At 72.1% G+C, this 13862-nt stretch carries 14 protein-coding genes; 6 read left to right on the forward strand and 8 right to left on the reverse strand.

From position 1 onward, the window contains the following. Positions 1 to 13: 13 nt before the first annotated feature. The gene (locus ACFYWG_RS32085) at positions 14 to 247 is read right to left on the reverse strand and encodes a hypothetical protein (RefSeq protein WP_383508356.1); all 234 of its coding nucleotides are present in this window, start codon (positions 245 to 247) and stop codon (positions 14 to 16) included. A gap of 101 nt (positions 248 to 348) precedes the next feature. Then, positions 349 to 1341, reverse strand: coding sequence for a DEDDh family exonuclease (locus ACFYWG_RS32090; RefSeq protein WP_389204385.1), 993 nt, complete (start codon positions 1339 to 1341; stop codon positions 349 to 351). 293 nt (positions 1342 to 1634) lie between these two features. Here ACFYWG_RS32090 and ACFYWG_RS32095 point away from each other — a divergent pair, with 293 nt between their 5' ends. Both ACFYWG_RS32095 and ACFYWG_RS32100 read left to right on the forward strand, forming a co-directional pair. Beyond that, positions 1635 to 2612 carry a sterol desaturase family protein gene (locus ACFYWG_RS32095; protein ID WP_383508350.1) on the forward strand — a complete coding sequence of 326 codons (978 nt, stop codon included), beginning with the start codon at positions 1635 to 1637 and terminating at the stop codon, positions 2610 to 2612. Further along, the gene (locus tag ACFYWG_RS32100; protein WP_389204387.1) at positions 2609 to 3301 is read left to right on the forward strand and encodes a lysoplasmalogenase family protein; all 693 of its coding nucleotides are present in this window, start codon (positions 2609 to 2611) and stop codon (positions 3299 to 3301) included. Before ACFYWG_RS32095 ends, ACFYWG_RS32100 begins: the two co-directional genes overlap by 4 nt. 12 nt (positions 3302 to 3313) lie before the next feature. On the opposite strand, the gene ACFYWG_RS32105 is transcribed toward ACFYWG_RS32100, so the two are convergent. The 3 genes from ACFYWG_RS32105 to ACFYWG_RS32115 all read right to left on the reverse strand — a co-directional run bounded on the left by ACFYWG_RS32105 (position 3314) and on the right by ACFYWG_RS32115 (position 7651). Then, complete coding sequence (locus ACFYWG_RS32105; RefSeq protein WP_389204388.1) at positions 3314 to 4336, reverse strand: CopD family protein; 1023 nt, start codon at positions 4334 to 4336, stop codon at positions 3314 to 3316. Positions 4337 to 4532: 196 nt separating this feature from the next. Then, positions 4533 to 6053, reverse strand: a complete 1521-nt coding sequence (locus tag ACFYWG_RS32110; RefSeq protein ID WP_389204389.1) for a S8 family serine peptidase — start codon at positions 6051 to 6053, stop codon at positions 4533 to 4535. Between the two features lie 68 nt (positions 6054 to 6121). After that, entirely contained in the window at positions 6122 to 7651 is a 1530-nt protein-coding gene (locus ACFYWG_RS32115; protein WP_383508338.1) for a S8 family serine peptidase, read from the reverse strand. A 263-nt stretch (positions 7652 to 7914) separates the two neighbouring features. Here ACFYWG_RS32115 and ACFYWG_RS32120 point away from each other — a divergent pair, with 263 nt between their 5' ends. The 3 genes from ACFYWG_RS32120 to moaA all read left to right on the forward strand — a co-directional run bounded on the left by ACFYWG_RS32120 (position 7915) and on the right by moaA (position 11054). After that, positions 7915 to 8271 carry a DUF485 domain-containing protein gene (locus ACFYWG_RS32120; protein ID WP_376333170.1) on the forward strand — a complete coding sequence of 119 codons (357 nt, stop codon included), beginning with the start codon at positions 7915 to 7917 and terminating at the stop codon, positions 8269 to 8271. Further along, positions 8268 to 9893 (forward strand): cation acetate symporter, encoded by a 1626-nt coding sequence (locus ACFYWG_RS32125; protein WP_376333171.1) that lies wholly within the window; start codon positions 8268 to 8270, stop codon positions 9891 to 9893. Before ACFYWG_RS32120 ends, ACFYWG_RS32125 begins: the two co-directional genes overlap by 4 nt. A gap of 171 nt (positions 9894 to 10064) precedes the next feature. After that, on the forward strand, positions 10065 to 11054 hold the full coding sequence (gene moaA, locus ACFYWG_RS32130; RefSeq protein ID WP_383508334.1) for a GTP 3',8-cyclase MoaA: 990 nt from the start codon (positions 10065 to 10067) through the stop codon (positions 11052 to 11054). Here moaA and ACFYWG_RS32135 read toward each other — a convergent pair. Together ACFYWG_RS32135 and ACFYWG_RS32140 are read right to left on the reverse strand one after the other, a co-directional pair. Further along, positions 11051 to 11287 carry a hypothetical protein gene (locus tag ACFYWG_RS32135; RefSeq protein ID WP_376333176.1) on the reverse strand — a complete coding sequence of 79 codons (237 nt, stop codon included), beginning with the start codon at positions 11285 to 11287 and terminating at the stop codon, positions 11051 to 11053. The genes moaA and ACFYWG_RS32135 overlap by 4 nt on opposite strands. Positions 11288 to 11521: 234 nt before the next feature. Next, positions 11522 to 11917, reverse strand: coding sequence for a DUF3099 domain-containing protein (locus ACFYWG_RS32140; protein ID WP_376333179.1), 396 nt, complete (start codon positions 11915 to 11917; stop codon positions 11522 to 11524). A 247-nt stretch (positions 11918 to 12164) separates the two neighbouring features. Between ACFYWG_RS32140 and ACFYWG_RS32145 the strand changes: the two genes are divergently transcribed. Further along, complete coding sequence (locus tag ACFYWG_RS32145; protein WP_376333181.1) at positions 12165 to 12440, forward strand: GlsB/YeaQ/YmgE family stress response membrane protein; 276 nt, start codon at positions 12165 to 12167, stop codon at positions 12438 to 12440. A gap of 136 nt (positions 12441 to 12576) precedes the next feature. Here ACFYWG_RS32145 and tyrS read toward each other — a convergent pair whose 3' ends face one another. After that, positions 12577 to 13845: a tyrosine--tRNA ligase gene (gene tyrS, locus ACFYWG_RS32150; protein ID WP_383508797.1), complete on the reverse strand. Its 1269-nt coding sequence runs from the start codon at positions 13843 to 13845 to the stop codon at positions 12577 to 12579. Positions 13846 to 13862 lie beyond the last annotated feature (17 nt).

Here is a 13862-nt window from a genome sequence, read left to right on the forward strand (position 1 = left end):
GGCGGGTACCGGTTCACACCTTGTCGACAATTCCCACCTTTCCCTCCGCCCGGGCGCAGTGGGCACCGCAGTACCAGGTGCCGTCGACGTCGACGCCCTGGCCGATGATCTGCACCCGGCAGTGCTCGCAGATGGGGGCCATGCGGTGGATCGCACAGGCGAAGCAGTCGAAGACGTGCACCGCGCCCTGCGCGTGCACCTCGAAGGTCATTCCGTAGTGATTGCCACAAACCTCACAGGTCGCCATGCGCCACAGGGTGAGCCGTCACCCCCGTGCGGGCGAGCGGCGGGCGGGCGAGTCGCCCGGCAATCACCCGTCCGTACGGTCGGCCCGGCAGGCGGGCGCGCTCACTCCCGCGCCGCCGGCTCGACGTCGGCGAGGAGCTGCCCGAAGGCCGCCTCGTCCACGACCGGCGTACCGAACTGCCGCGCCTTGACCACCTTGGACGTGCCCGAGTCCGGGTCGTTGGTGACGAGCAGGCTGGTGAGCCGGGACAGGCTCGTCGCCACGTGCAGCCCCGCCTCGGTCGCGCGGTCCTCCAGCAGCTCCCGCTCGGTGGAGGTGTCGCCGGAGAAGGCGATCCGCATGCCCTGCTTGAGCCGGCCGCCCGGCTCGTAGCGCCCGGGGTTGGGGTAGGGGCAGGCGGGGCGCTTGCGGGAGGGGCGCCAGCCGCCCTGCCGCCGGCCGCCGTAGCCGGCTTGCTGCCCGATGCGGGGCGTGACGGGCCGGTCCGTCCACTCGGTGAGCGGCCTGCACTCGTGCAGCGGCAGCCGGACGTTCCGCGCTGCGGCGGCGAGCAGACTGGGGCGGAACGCCTCCGCCAGCACCCGCGCGTCGTCCAGCGCGTGGTGCGCCCGCTGCTGGACGACGCCGAAGTGCGCGGCGAGCGACTCCAGCTTGTGGTTGGGCAGCGGCAGGCCCAGTTCTTTGGACAGGGCGATGGTGCACAGCCGCTTGCTCACCGGGGCCTCGCGCTCGGCGCGCGCGTACTCCCGGGCGATCATCTGCCAGTCGAAGACGGCGTTGTGCGCGACGAGCACCCGCCCCGTCAGGCGGGCCGTGAACTCCTCGGCGATGTCCGCGAAGAGGGGAGCGCCCTCCAGTGCCTCGCTCGTGAGGCCGTGGATCCAGACAGGACCGGGATCGCGCTCGGGGTTGACCGTCGTGTACCAGTGGTCCTCGACCTCGCCGCGGGCGTCCAGCCGGTAGACGGCCGCGGAGATGATGCGGTCGTCCCGGGCCAGGCCCGTGGTCTCCACGTCAACGACCGCGTATCCACGGGGATACGCGGCCGGCCACGCCGTGGCGGAGAACATGGCGGTCGTCAGGTCTTCGAGCATGGTTCACGAGGATACGGGCCGCGACTGACACCGCCGTCCGCCAGGTGCGCCGGCCCGGCCGTTCCGACGCCCCCTCAGGCGGCGGACGCCAACCGTCCGTTCGCGGGGCGTACGTCTGATCGACGGTCAGCCGCGCCCCGCCCGGTCGCACACCCACAACCCTCCGGGAGTATATGGGTGCTTTGTCCGGAAGAATCTTGGTGGAGATCACCAAGAAGCAAGCGCGTACCGCCCGCGATACTTGTCGGTGACGACGTCTGGTCCCGGACGTACGGCACCCCTACGGTGCTTGCATGCCGAACCTGCCCGACGTCGTGCTGTGGTCGATCCCGGCCTTCCTGCTGCTCACCGCGGTCGAGGCCGTGAGCTGCCGGCTCCGCCCCGACGAGGACGCCGAGGGCTACGAGGCCAAGGACGCCGCGACCAGCCTCGGCATGGGGCTCGGCAGCCTCTTCTTCGACTTCCTGTGGAAGATCCCGGTCGTTGCCCTCTACACGGCGCTGTACGAACTGACCCCCGCGCGCGTGCCCGTGCTGTGGTGGACCGTCCCGCTGATGCTGCTCGCGCAGGACCTCCTCTACTACTTCTCCCACCGCGGCCACCACGTGGTCCGCATCCTGTGGGCCTGCCACGTCGTCCACCACTCCAGCCGGAAGTTCAACCTCACCACCGCGCTGCGCCAGCCCTGGACGTCCCTGACCTCCTGGCCGTTCTACGTCCCGCTCGTCCTGGCCGGCGTGCACCCGGCGGCGGTGGCGTTCTGCTCCTCCGTGAGCCTCGTCTACCAGTTCTGGATCCACACCGAGCGCATCGACCGCATGCCCCGCTGGTTCGAGTACGTCCTGAACACGCCCTCGCACCACCGCGTCCACCACGCGTCCCAGGGCGGATACCTCGACCGGAACTTCGGCGGCGTCCTCATCGTGTGGGACCGGCTGTTCGGCTCGTTCGCCGCGGAGACCGAGCGGCCCCGGTACGGGCTGACCAAGAACATCGAGACGTACAACCCGCTGAGGGTGGCGACGCACGAGTACGCGGCCATCGCCCGGGACCTGCGGATGGCGCGCAGTTGGAGCGAGCGGGCGGGACGGGTCCTCAGGGGCCCGGGGTGGGCCCCGGCCACGGCCGCCCTCGCGCCTCCGGCGGCCGCCGCGGCCTCTCCCGCCGCCGCGCCCTCGGGCGCCACCCCGGGTGCCGGCGCCGGTCCGGATCCCGTCGGCGGTGCTTCCGCCGCCGGGGCCGCGACCGCCGGGAAGGCGTCCCCGGCGTGAGCGGGCCCGGGCCCCGGGCGGGTGTGCTGCTCGGTGTCTTCGGGCTGGCCGCCGCCGTCGACCTGGCCGCTCTCGCCGTCGGGTCCGGCGCCGGGCACACCGTGGCCAAGCCCCTGCTGATGCCGCTGCTGGCCGGCTGGGCCGCGGCGCAGCGGGCGCCCCGGCCCCTGGTGGCCGCCCTGCTGTGCGGCGGGGCCGGGGACGTACTGCTGCTGTCCGGCGCCGAGCCGGCCCTCCTCGCCGGCACGGCCTCCTTCGCGGCCGGGCACGTCTGCTACCTCGTCCTGTTCCGGGCGCACGGCAGCCGGTACGCCGTCCCCGCCGCGCGGGCGGCCGCCCTGGCCCTGGGCTACACCACCGTCCTCGGCGCGACCCTCGTGCTGCTGTGGACGGACCTGCCCGCCGGACTGCGGCTGCCCGTCGCCGCGTACGGCCTGCTGCTCACGGCCGTGGCGTACCGCTCCGCCATCCGCTTCGGCCTGTTCGCCGGGACCGGCGGCGCGCTGTTCCTGCTGTCCGGCACCCTCGTCGCGACGAACCTGGCCGGCCGGCCGCAGCCGCCCGCGCCCGGCTTCTGGGTGATGCTCACCTACCTCGCGGCCCAGGCGCTGCTGGCCTGCGCGACCGTCGCGGCCCTCAACGCCCGCAGGGCACCGGCGGTGACGTACGGCGAGATGCGGGCCGTCTGAACCGCGGTGCCCTCACCAGCGGATGGGCACCGGAAGCGCCGTCAGCAGACCCGACACGGCCACCGCCAGGCCCAGCGCTGCGACCTCCGCCCGGGCCGGTACGCAGGCGGACAGCGGGTCGGCGGCCCGGCGCAACCGCCCGCGGGCCCACAGCGCGAGCACGGCCGCGACGGCCACGAGGACCGCCTTGGCGAGCAGGACACGGCCGTACGCGGTGTCCGTCAGCTGCTCCAGCACCGTCCCGGGCGGCATCCGGCGCAGCGAACTGCACACGCCCGTCGCGGTGATGGCGGCCAGCAGCGCGAGCGCCACGCGCGCGTAGCGACCCAGCAGCGCGGCGCCCGCCCTGCCGGGCCGCAGCCGCACGGTGCGCAGCGCGTGCAGCAGACCACCGGTCCACAGCGCCGCGCAGGACAGGTGGACGAGAGTCAGCCCGGAACCGGTGAGCGGGGCGTGCTCGGTCGGGGGGTGCGCGCGCAGGGCCTCGGCGACGATCACGGCCGCCAGGGGCACGAGCTGTGTGGCCGGGCGCCGGGAGAGGGCGCACAGGCCCGCCACGAGGAAGGCGTTGACCTCCACCAGGGCGAGGACGCCGTCCCGGGTGGCGTGGAGCCCGCCGGGGTCGATGTCCGACAGGGCGCCCGGGACGAGATTGCCCGTGGCGACGAGGCAGGCGAGTGCGAGAGCGGCGGCGAAGCCGGCGGCGCACGCCGCGGGGGACCAGCTGCGGGGCGCGGCCGGCGCACCGGCGCCCCCGTCCGGCAGCGCACGCGCCAGCCGGTTCACGAGCAGTTCGCCGACGGGTATGCACAGCGCCGCGAACAGCACCGTGCGCAGCAGGGCCGTGCCCCCGGCGCCGGGCGGCCGTGCCTCCCCGGTGCCGTGCAGCGCGGCCGAGGGCCCGAGCAGCGGGATCAGCGCGCCCAGCGCCACCAGGACCAGGAGGGCGGCGGCCCGGCCGGTACCGGCGCGCGGCCCACGCGGGTGCGTCCCGGGCGCCGGCGCCGTACCGGGGGCGGGTTGCGTCGACGTCATCCCGGGATCCTCACCAACCTCCGCAGGAGGGGGCAAGTCCGCCGGTGGGAAGGCCCGTCGGGCAGCCCGGCGGTGGAGCCGGGAGGTCCGGGGGACCGGACGGCCGGGTCGGGCGGTGACGCCGGGCGGCCCCGGAGCGGGTGGCCCCGGGAGCGGGTGGCCGGGCGGGCCGTGGGCGGCCCACCCGGCCCGTGCCCTACTTGGTCACCGCGTCCAGCGCGTCGGCCATGCCCCAGCCGTAGAAGCCGTTGCGGTTCTTCGGGCCCTCGCACACCGCGTCGACCTTGCCGTCGGCGTTGATGTCGTAGGGGTCCGTGCACGCCTTGGCGTCGGCCTCCGCGTACAGCAGGGCCTTCACCAGGGCCGGCGGTGCGTACGGGTGCGTCGACTTGATGAGCGCCGCGACACCCGCGACGTGCGGCGACGCCATCGACGTACCGGCCATGTAGCCCCACTTGCCGCCCGGCAGCGTGCCCAGGATCAGGCCGCTCGTGGCCGGCGGCTCGGGCTTCTGGTAGGCCGTCGAGTCACCGCCCGGGGCGGCGATGTCGATGACGCCCCGGCCGTAGTTGGAGAACGACGACTTCAGGCCCTTGGCGCCGGTCGAGGCGACCGTGACCACACCCGGCAGCTGGGTCGGGATGTCCAGGCACTCGGACGGGTCGACGACCCGGTCGCCCGGGGTGGTGTCGTTCGGGGACGACGGGTCGGTGATCTCGTCGGAGGCCAGGTCGTAGTTCTCGTTGCCGGCCGCCGCGACGTTGACCGCGCCCTTCTTCTCCGCGTACCGCGAGGCGCGCGTGACGGCCTCCACCAGGGCCTTCTGGTCCGGGTCGTTCGTGCAGTTGAAGTACCAGGGGTCGGTGTAATAGCTGTTGTTCGTCACGTCGACCCCGTGCTCGGCCGCCCACATGAAGCCGCAGACCACGGCCTCCGTGTAGAAGAAGCCGTCCGGGTTGGACACCTTGATGCCGGACACCTTCACGCCGGGCGCGACACCGGTCATGCCGACGCCGTTCTTGGCCGCGGCTATCTCACCGGCGACGTGCGTGCCGTGGGGGCTCTCCGCGGCGCCCGGCCGCCAGGCGCCGTCGGCCGTGTCCGGCTTGCCCGACACGCAGTTGACCGACGCCGCGCGGTCGAAGTTGGGCGCGATGTCGGGGTGGGTGTCGTCCACGCCCGTGTCGATCACGGCGACCGTGACCTTCTTGCTGCCCAGCGACTTCTCGTGCGCCTGGTCCGCCTTGATGGCGGGCAGGTCCCACTGCAGGCCCTGCAGCGGGTCCTGCCCCTCGGCCGCCTCGGCGCCCGCGACCTCGGCCGCGCTCAGCACCTTCGGCGAGCCCAGGTCGCCCGTCGTGGCCGAGGGCAGCGGCGCGGTGCGGGTGGCCCCGGCCGACTGCACGCCGCGCACCGTGCGGACGGTCTTGGCGAAGTCCGGGTTCGAGGAGTGGACGACGATGACGCCTATCTGGTCGTAGGACGTCACGACGGTGCCGCCGGCCTCGGCGACGGCCTTCTTCACCGACGCCGATATGCCGTGGCCCGGCTTGACGTTGACGACGTAGCTCAGCGGGGTCGCCTCGGCCGAGACGGCCGCGGGGGCGTCCTCGGCGGCCGTGGCGGCGGTGTTCGGCAGGAAGGCGAGGGCCGTGGCCATGGCCATCCCGGCCGGGATGGCGACGGCGCGGCGATGGCGCGCGTACGGCGCGGTCATGGTGTCTCCAGTTCGTTCACGGTACGAGCTGATGGAGCGGATGGTTCCGAAGTGCGCGCGACGACGGGTCACTCGACCGCGCGCAGCGCGTTGACGATGCCGTGGCCGTAGAAGCCGTTGACGGCCGGGCCGCCCTCGCACACCGCGTCCTGGGTGCCGTTGCCGTCCTGGTCGTAGGACTCCGGGCAGGCGGTGCGGTCGGCCTGCGCCTTCAGCAGCGCCTGCAGCACCGCCGGCGGGGCCCACGGGTGCTTCGACTTCAGCAGCGCGGCGACACCGGCGACGTGCGGCGAGGCCATCGAGGTGCCCTGCAGGAAGCCGTAGGCGCCGTTCGGCAGGGTGGACAGGATCCGGCCGTCCTTCGAGGGCGTGTCCGGGATCTGGTAGCGGCGGTCGCCGCCCGGCGCGGCGACGTCCACGACGCCCTTGCCGTACGTCGAGTAGTACGACTTGAGGTTGTCGACGCCGGTCGCGCTGACGGTGACGACGCCCGGCAGCTGGGTCGGGATGTCGAAGCACTCGTGCGGGTCGATGGTCCGCTCGACGGGCGTGGTGTCGTTGGGGCTGGTGGTGTCGACGATCGCGTCGGCGTCCAGGTCGTGGTTGGAGTTGCCCGCGGAGGCGACGTTCAGCGTGCCCTTCCGCTGGGCGTACAGCTGGGCCCGGTTGACCGCGTCGACGACGGCCCGCTGGTCCGGGTCCTCCATGCAGTTGTACAGCCACGGGTCGACGTAGTAGCTGTTGTTCGTGATCTCCACGCCGTGGTCGGCGGCGAACACGAACGCGCAGACGACGCTCTCCGGGTAGAAGAGGCCGCTGGCCCGGTCGGTCACGTTGATGCTGGACACCTTGACGCCGGGCGCGACGCCCGCGACGCCGACCCCGTTGCGGGCGGCGGCTATCTCACCGGCGACGTGCGTGCCGTGGTAGTCCGCGGGCGTGTACGGCCGCCAGGCGCCCTCGGTGGTGTCGGCCTTGCCGCCCGCGCAGTTGGCGGACTGGCCGGGGGAGAAGTTCGGGGCGATGTCCGGGTGGGTGTCGTCCACGCCGGTGTCGATCACGGCGACGGTCACCTTGCGGCTGCCCGGGTCGATCTTCGCGGCCTTGTCGGCGCCTATCGCGCGCAGGTCCCACTGGTCCGCCTCGAGGGGCTCGCTCTCGGGCGTCTGCGCCGAAGCGGCCCGGGTGCGCTCCGCCTGAGCGGCGCTCAGGTACTCGACCGCGCCCTCGTCGGTGGTCCCCGCGGCCGACAGGGGCGCGGTGCGGGTGGCCCCGGCCGACTGCACGCCGCGCGCCGTGCGGACGGTCTTGGCGAAGTCCGGGTTCGAGGAGTGGACGACGATGACGCCGATCCGCTCGTAGGTGGCCACGACGGAGCCGCCGGCCTTGCCGATCGCCTCCTTCACCGAGGCGATCGTGTGCCGGTCCACCTTGGTGTTGACGACGTACGCCAGGGTCGGCGCATCGGCCGTCCGGGTGGCCCCCTCCGCCTGCGGGGCCGCGGACGCGGCAGCGGGCAGGAAGCCCAGCGAGGCCGTCAGCGACAGCACGACCGGTACGGCCAGAGCGAGCCGGCGTCTGGAACGCGAGTGAGACATGGGGTCTCCACATCCTCCGGAAACGAAACCGGCCCGAGGCACAGGTGGTGCTCGGGCAGGTACATGACGTGTGGTGCAGGGCGAAGCTATCCCGCCCTCTCGCTGGCCAGCAACGTCTTGTCGGAAGGTTCTCGGAAACAACGCCCCCGGGTTGAACCGGTTCTCCCGTGCCGCCGTGACGTTGAACAAGGAGCGCGAGGGGCCCCGGTGCCCTCGCCTCCGTCCCCGTTCACACCGCTTTCCGTCTTTGCGAGGAGACATCCGTGGCCACCGACGCACCGCCCCCCTCGAAGGAGCAACACGAACTCCCCTCGCCCGAGGAGTTCGCCGAGGTGCAGCAGAGCGCGGAGTTCGGTGAACTGCGCCGCTCCTACCGCTCCTTCGCCTTCCCGCTGACCATCGCCTTCATCGCCTGGTACCTGCTGTACGTCCTGCTGTCGAACTACGCGGGCGGCTTCATGGGCACCGAGCTGTTCGGCAACATCAACGTCGCCTTCGTCCTCGGCGTCGCCCAGTTCGTCACCACGTTCCTCATCGCCTGGTGGTACTCGAAGCACGCCGCCGCGAAGCTCGACCCCAAGGCCGAGGCCATCAAGACCCGGATGGAGGGCGGCGCATGAGCCCCGTACAGCAGACCTTCCTCGCCGCGAACGAGGCCAGCGAGCACCGCCCGCTGATCATCACCCTGTTCGCGCTGTTCGTCGTCGCCACGCTCGGCATCACGATCTGGGCCGGCCGCCAGACCAAGGACGCGGCCGACTTCTACGCCGGCGGCCGCCAGTTCAGCGCCTTCCAGAACGGCCTCGCCGTCTCCGGCGACTACATGTCCGCCGCCTCGTTCCTCGGCATCGCCGGCGCCATCGCCATCTTCGGCTACGACGGCTTCCTGTACTCCATCGGCTTCCTGGTCGCCTGGCTGGTCGCCCTGCTCCTGGTCGCCGAGCCGCTCAGGAACTCCGGCCGCTACACCATGGGCGACGTCCTCGCCTACCGCATGCGCCAGCGCCCGGTCCGCACCGCCGCCGGCACCTCCACGATCGTCGTGTCGATCTTCTACCTGCTGGCCCAGATGGCCGGCGCCGGCGTCCTCGTCTCCCTGCTGCTCGGCATCACCTCCGACGCCGGCAAGATCCTCATCGTCGCCCTGGTCGGCGTCCTGATGATCGTCTACGTCTCCATCGGCGGCATGAAGGGCACCACCTGGGTCCAGATGGTCAAGGCCGTGCTCCTCATCGGCGGCACGATCCTCATCACCTTCCTGGTCCTGCTGAAGTTCGACTTCAACATCTCCGACCTGCTCGGCAAGGCCGCCGAGAACAGCGGCAAGGGCGCCGCCTTCCTGGAGCCCGGCCTCCAGTACGGCGCGACCGGCACCTCCAAGCTGGACTTCATCTCCCTCGGCATCGCCCTGGTGCTCGGCACCGCCGGCCTGCCGCACATCCTGATCCGCTTCTACACGGTGCCCAACGCCAAGGCCGCCCGGAAGTCCGTGAACTGGGCCATCGGCATCATCGGCGCCTTCTACCTGATGACCATCGCCCTCGGCTTCGGCGCCGCCGCGCTGATCTCCCAGGACGAGATCATCTCCTCCAACCCCTCCGGCAACACCGCCGCGCCCCTGCTCGCCCTGCACCTGGGCGGGGTCGACTCGGCCTGGGGCGCGATCCTGCTCGCCACCATCTCGGCGGTGGCCTTCGCGACGATCCTCGCCGTGGTCGCCGGACTGACCCTGGCCTCCTCGTCGTCCTTCGCCCACGACATCTACGCCAACGTCATCCGCAAGGGGAAGGCCTCCGGCGCCGAGGAGGTCCGCGCGGCCCGCTGGGCGACCCTGTTCATCGGCATCGTCTCCATCGGCCTGGGCGCCCTCGCACGCGACCTGAACGTGGCCGGCCTGGTCGCGCTCGCCTTCGCCGTCGCGGCCTCCGCCAACCTGCCGACGATCCTCTACAGCCTGTTCTGGAAGCGGTTCACCACCCAGGGCGCCCTGTGGTCGATCTACGGCGGCCTGATCGTCGCCGTCGGCCTCGTGCTGTTCTCGCCGGTCGTCTCCGGCGACCCCAAGGCGATGTTCCCCGAGGTCGACTTCGCCTGGTTCCCGCTGAAGAACCCGGGCATCATCTCCATCCCGTTCGGCTTCCTCATGGGCTGGCTCGGCACGGTCCTGTCCAAGGAGGAACCCGACGCCAAGAAGTACGCGGAGCTGGAGGTCAGGTCCCTGACCGGCACCGGCGCCCACTGAGCACGATCCGTCCCGCGCGGCCGCCTCGTAGGAACCTCCAGGTCCCTGCGGCGCGGCCGCGCCGTGCGTCGTGGGAATCAGCCCTGTGGTGATGTCGGCCGGGTCACGTAGGCTCGCAGGTGTCGGAGAACAGTGCTCCGGGCACGATCCGCGACGAGGGAGGGGGCCCACGTGCTCATCGACACCTACGGCCGGGTGGCCACCGACCTGAGGGTCTCGCTGACCGACCGCTGCAATCTGCGCTGCACCTACTGCATGCCCGAGGAGGGCCTGCAGTGGCTGGCCAAGCCGGATCTGCTCACCGACGACGAGATCGTCCGGCTGATCGGCATCGCGGTCACGTCCCTCGGGATCGAGGAGGTCCGCTTCACCGGCGGCGAACCGCTGCTGCGCCCCGGGCTCGTCGGCATCGTGGAGCGCGTCGCCGCCCTGGAACCCCGCCCGCAGATGTCGCTCACCACCAACGGCATCGGCCTCAAGCGCACGGCGGCGGCCCTGAAGGCGGCGGGCCTGGACCGGGTGAACGTCTCCCTGGACACCCTGCGGCCGGACGTCTTCAAGACACTCACCCGCCGCGACCGCCACAAGGACGTCCTGGAAGGACTGCACGCCGCCCGCGACGCCGGCCTGACCCCCGTCAAGGTCAACTCGGTGCTGATGCCCGGGCTGAACGACGACGAGGCCCCCGAACTCCTGGCCTGGGCGGTGGAGCACGACTACGAGCTGCGCTTCATCGAGCAGATGCCGCTGGACGCGCAGCACGGCTGGAAGCGCGACGGCATGATCACCGCCGGCGACATCCTGACGTCCCTGCGCACGCGGTTCGCGCTGACGCCCGAGGGTCAGGACAAGCGCGGCTCGGCCCCCGCGGAGCGCTGGCTGGTCGACGGCGGGCCGCACGTGGTGGGTGTGATCGCCTCGGTCACCCGGCCCTTCTGCGCGGCCTGCGACCGCACCCGCCTGACCGCCGACGGGCAGGTCCGCACCTGCCTGTTCGCCCAGGAGGAGACCGATCTGCGCGCCGCCCTGCGCTCCGGCGCCCCGGACGAGGAGATCGCCCGCCTGTGGCGCCTGGCGATGTGGGGCAAGAAGGCGGGAGCCGGCCTGGACGACCCGTCGTTCGTGCAGCCGGACCGCCCCATGTCGGCGATCGGCGGCTAGGACGCGGAGGGGTCGCCGGAGGGGTCGCGGGACTCCCACTCCGCGAGCAGGACGACGTCCTTCAGGAACCCCCGTACGCCGAGGAACTGCGACAGGTGCTCGCGGTGCTCGTCGCAGGCCAGCCACGTCTTGCGGCGCTCGGGGGTGTGGACCTTGGGGTTGTTCCAGGCCAGTACCCACACGGCGTCGGCGCGGCAGCCCTTGGCGGAACAGATGGGCGTCTCGTCACTCACTGCTTCGTCTCACCACGGCACACTCGACACGACCTGCTCGGCAAAAAGGCGACGCCGAGCAGCCACGGGGGGAGCTGCCCGGCGTCGGTCCGTCGCTCCGACGGGGGATGCGGAGCGCGTACGAAGTATGTCACGGGTAACCCCGGCCCCGGCACCGGAACAACATGATTGATCTGAGGTTTTCTTGAGCTTGGCCGGAAGGTGACTTCCGTTTGTGGTCGCCGTGAGGCAGCGCTACCGCTCGTGCGATTCCGCCCGCGCCCCCGGAGCCGTCGCCGACGCCGCGTCGTCCGCGGCGGATCCCGTCCCCTCGTCGCCCGTCTCCGGCGGAGCGATCATCGGCCGCGTCGGCGGCATCACGAACGTCGACGGCAGAGACGGCGCGTTCTCACGCCCGGCGTTGGCGATGACCACCGCGATGTACGGCAGCACCAGTCCCAGGACCAGCGCCACGAAGGCCACGTGCCGTTGAACGTTCCACAACGTGGCCGCGAGGATCACGGACACCGTCCGGACCGACATCGAGATCACGTACCGGCGCTGCCGCGCGCGTACGTCCTCCTGCAGCCCCGCCCGGGCGCCGGTGATCCGGAAAACCTGGACGTTGCCGCCGCTGTGCTGCTTCCGCATCGCAATCCACCATCCGCCCGTATCGGACCGTTCCCGCCGCGTAGCCGTCCCGGGCCGTCCGGGGACCTGGACCGGGACAGATCCCACGTTACGCCGCGTCCGCAGCCCTCACGAGACCGGGTGCCCCCCCGCGTCCCTCCCGCGCCCGCGGGCCGTGACGCCGTCGGCCCGCGCCGGAGTGCGACCGGTGAGGCCCGGGCCGACACTGGCGGTACGAGCTCACGTCGAGCCGTACGAGGAGGCAGCGATGGGCTGGTTGTGGGCGATCATCGTCGGGCTGGTGCTGGGTCTGATCGCGAAGGCGATCATCCCCGGGAAGCAGCACCTTCCCCTGTGGCTGACGGTCATCCTGGGCATGATCGGCGGCATCGCCGGAAACGCCATCGCCCGGGCGGCCGGGGTCGACGCGACCTCGGGCATCGACTGGTGGCGGCACGTGTTCCAGCTGGTGATGGCCGTCATCCTCGTCGGCCTGGGCGACCGGGCCTGGACGGCGGCCAGGAGCGACCGGCGCAGAGCCTGACCCGCCGGACAGCGGCGAACGGGGCGGTCTCCCGACCGGAGACCGCCCCGCGTGAGCATGTGCTCAGCCGGCCCTGACACCCGTGACGACGAAAGGAGCGGCCTCCCGGCGGGAGGCCGCTCCTTCGCGAGCGTGCTCAGCCGGCCGTGACCTCGACGGCCGCCAGGTTCTTCTTGCCCCGGCGCAGCACCAGCCAGCGGCCGTGCAGCAGGTCCTCCCGGGACGGCACGGCGTCCTCGGCGGCGACCTTCACGTTGTTCACGTAGGCGCCGCCCTCCTTGACCGTGCGGCGCGCGGCCGACTTGCTCGCCACCAGGCCGACCTCGGCGAAGAGGTCGACGACCGGCGCCGGCTCGGAGACCCGGATGTGCGGCAGCTCCGACAGGGCCGCCGCGAGCGTCCGCTCGTCGAGCCCGGCCAGTTCGCCCTGCCCGAACAGCGCCCGGGACGCGGCGATCACCGCGGCCGTCTGGTCGGCGCCGTGCACCAGCGTCGTCAGCTCCTCCGCCAGCGCCCGCTGCGCGGCCCGGGCCTGCGGACGCTCCTCGGTCTGCCGCTCCAGCTCCTCCAGTTCCTCGCGGGAGCGGAAGGACAGGATGCGCAGGTACCGGGAGACGTCCCGGTCGTCCACGTTCAGCCAGAACTGGTAGAACGCGTACGGCGTCGTCATCTCCGGGTCGAGCCAGACGGCGCCGCCCTCGGTCTTGCCGAACTTGGTGCCGTCCGCCTTGGTCATCAGCGGCGTCGCCAGCGCGTGCACGGTCGCGCCCGGCTCCAGGCGGTGGATCAGGTCCAGGCCCGCCGTGAGGTTGCCCCACTGGTCGCTGCCGCCCTGCTGCAGGGTGCAGCCGTAGCGGCGGTAGAGCTGGAGGAAGTCCATGCCCTGCAGGAGCTGGTAGCTGAACTCCGTGTAGCTGATGCCCTCGGAGGACTCCAGGCGGCGGGCCACGGAGTCCTTGGTCAGCATCTTGTTGACGCGGAAGTGCTTGCCGATGTCCCGCAGGAACTCGATCGCGGACAGGTTCTGCGTCCAGTCGAGGTTGTTGACCATGACGGCCGCGTTGTCGCCCTCGAAGTCCAGGAACGGCTCGATCTGGGCACGGAGCCGGTCGACCCAGCCGCCGACCGTCTCCGGGTCGTTCAGCGTGCGCTCCGCGGTCGGGCGCGGGTCGCCGATGAGGCCCGTGGCGCCGCCGACCAGCGCCAGCGGCCGGTGCCCGGCCTGCTGGAGCCGGCGCACGGTGAGCACCTGCACCAGGTGCCCCACGTGCAGCGACGGCGCCGTCGGGTCGAAACCGCAATAGAACGTGACGGGACCGTCCGCGAGAGCCTTGCGCAAAGCGTCCTCGTCGGTGGACAGGGCGAACAGCCCGCGCCACTTCAGCTCGTCGACGATGTCCGTCACGGTTCTCGTGTCTCCTT

Source organism: Streptomyces sp. NPDC003456 (assembly GCF_042878735.1).
GTDB lineage: Bacteria > Actinomycetota > Actinomycetes > Streptomycetales > Streptomycetaceae > Streptomyces.

Bases quoted from the DNA above. Each gene is read 5' to 3' on its own strand.
- ACFYWG_RS32110 (WP_389204389.1), bottom strand. From the start codon at position 6,053: ATGACCGCGCCGTACGCGCGCCATCGCCGCGCCGTCGCCATCCCGGCC.
- ACFYWG_RS32140 (WP_376333179.1), bottom strand. From the start codon at position 11,917: ATGCGGAAGCAGCACAGCGGCGGCAACGTCCAGGTTTTCCGGATCACC.
- ACFYWG_RS32125 (WP_376333171.1), top strand. From the start codon at position 8,268: ATGAGCCCCGTACAGCAGACCTTCCTCGCCGCGAACGAGGCCAGCGAG.
- ACFYWG_RS32105 (WP_389204388.1), bottom strand. From the start codon at position 4,336: ATGACGTCGACGCAACCCGCCCCCGGTACGGCGCCGGCGCCCGGGACG.
- ACFYWG_RS32095 (WP_383508350.1), top strand. From the start codon at position 1,635: ATGCCGAACCTGCCCGACGTCGTGCTGTGGTCGATCCCGGCCTTCCTG.
- ACFYWG_RS32090 (WP_389204385.1), bottom strand. From the start codon at position 1,341: ATGCTCGAAGACCTGACGACCGCCATGTTCTCCGCCACGGCGTGGCCG.
- ACFYWG_RS32115 (WP_383508338.1), bottom strand. From the start codon at position 7,651: ATGTCTCACTCGCGTTCCAGACGCCGGCTCGCTCTGGCCGTACCGGTC.
- ACFYWG_RS32085 (WP_383508356.1), bottom strand. From the start codon at position 247: ATGGCGACCTGTGAGGTTTGTGGCAATCACTACGGAATGACCTTCGAG.
- ACFYWG_RS32145 (WP_376333181.1), top strand. From the start codon at position 12,165: ATGGGCTGGTTGTGGGCGATCATCGTCGGGCTGGTGCTGGGTCTGATC.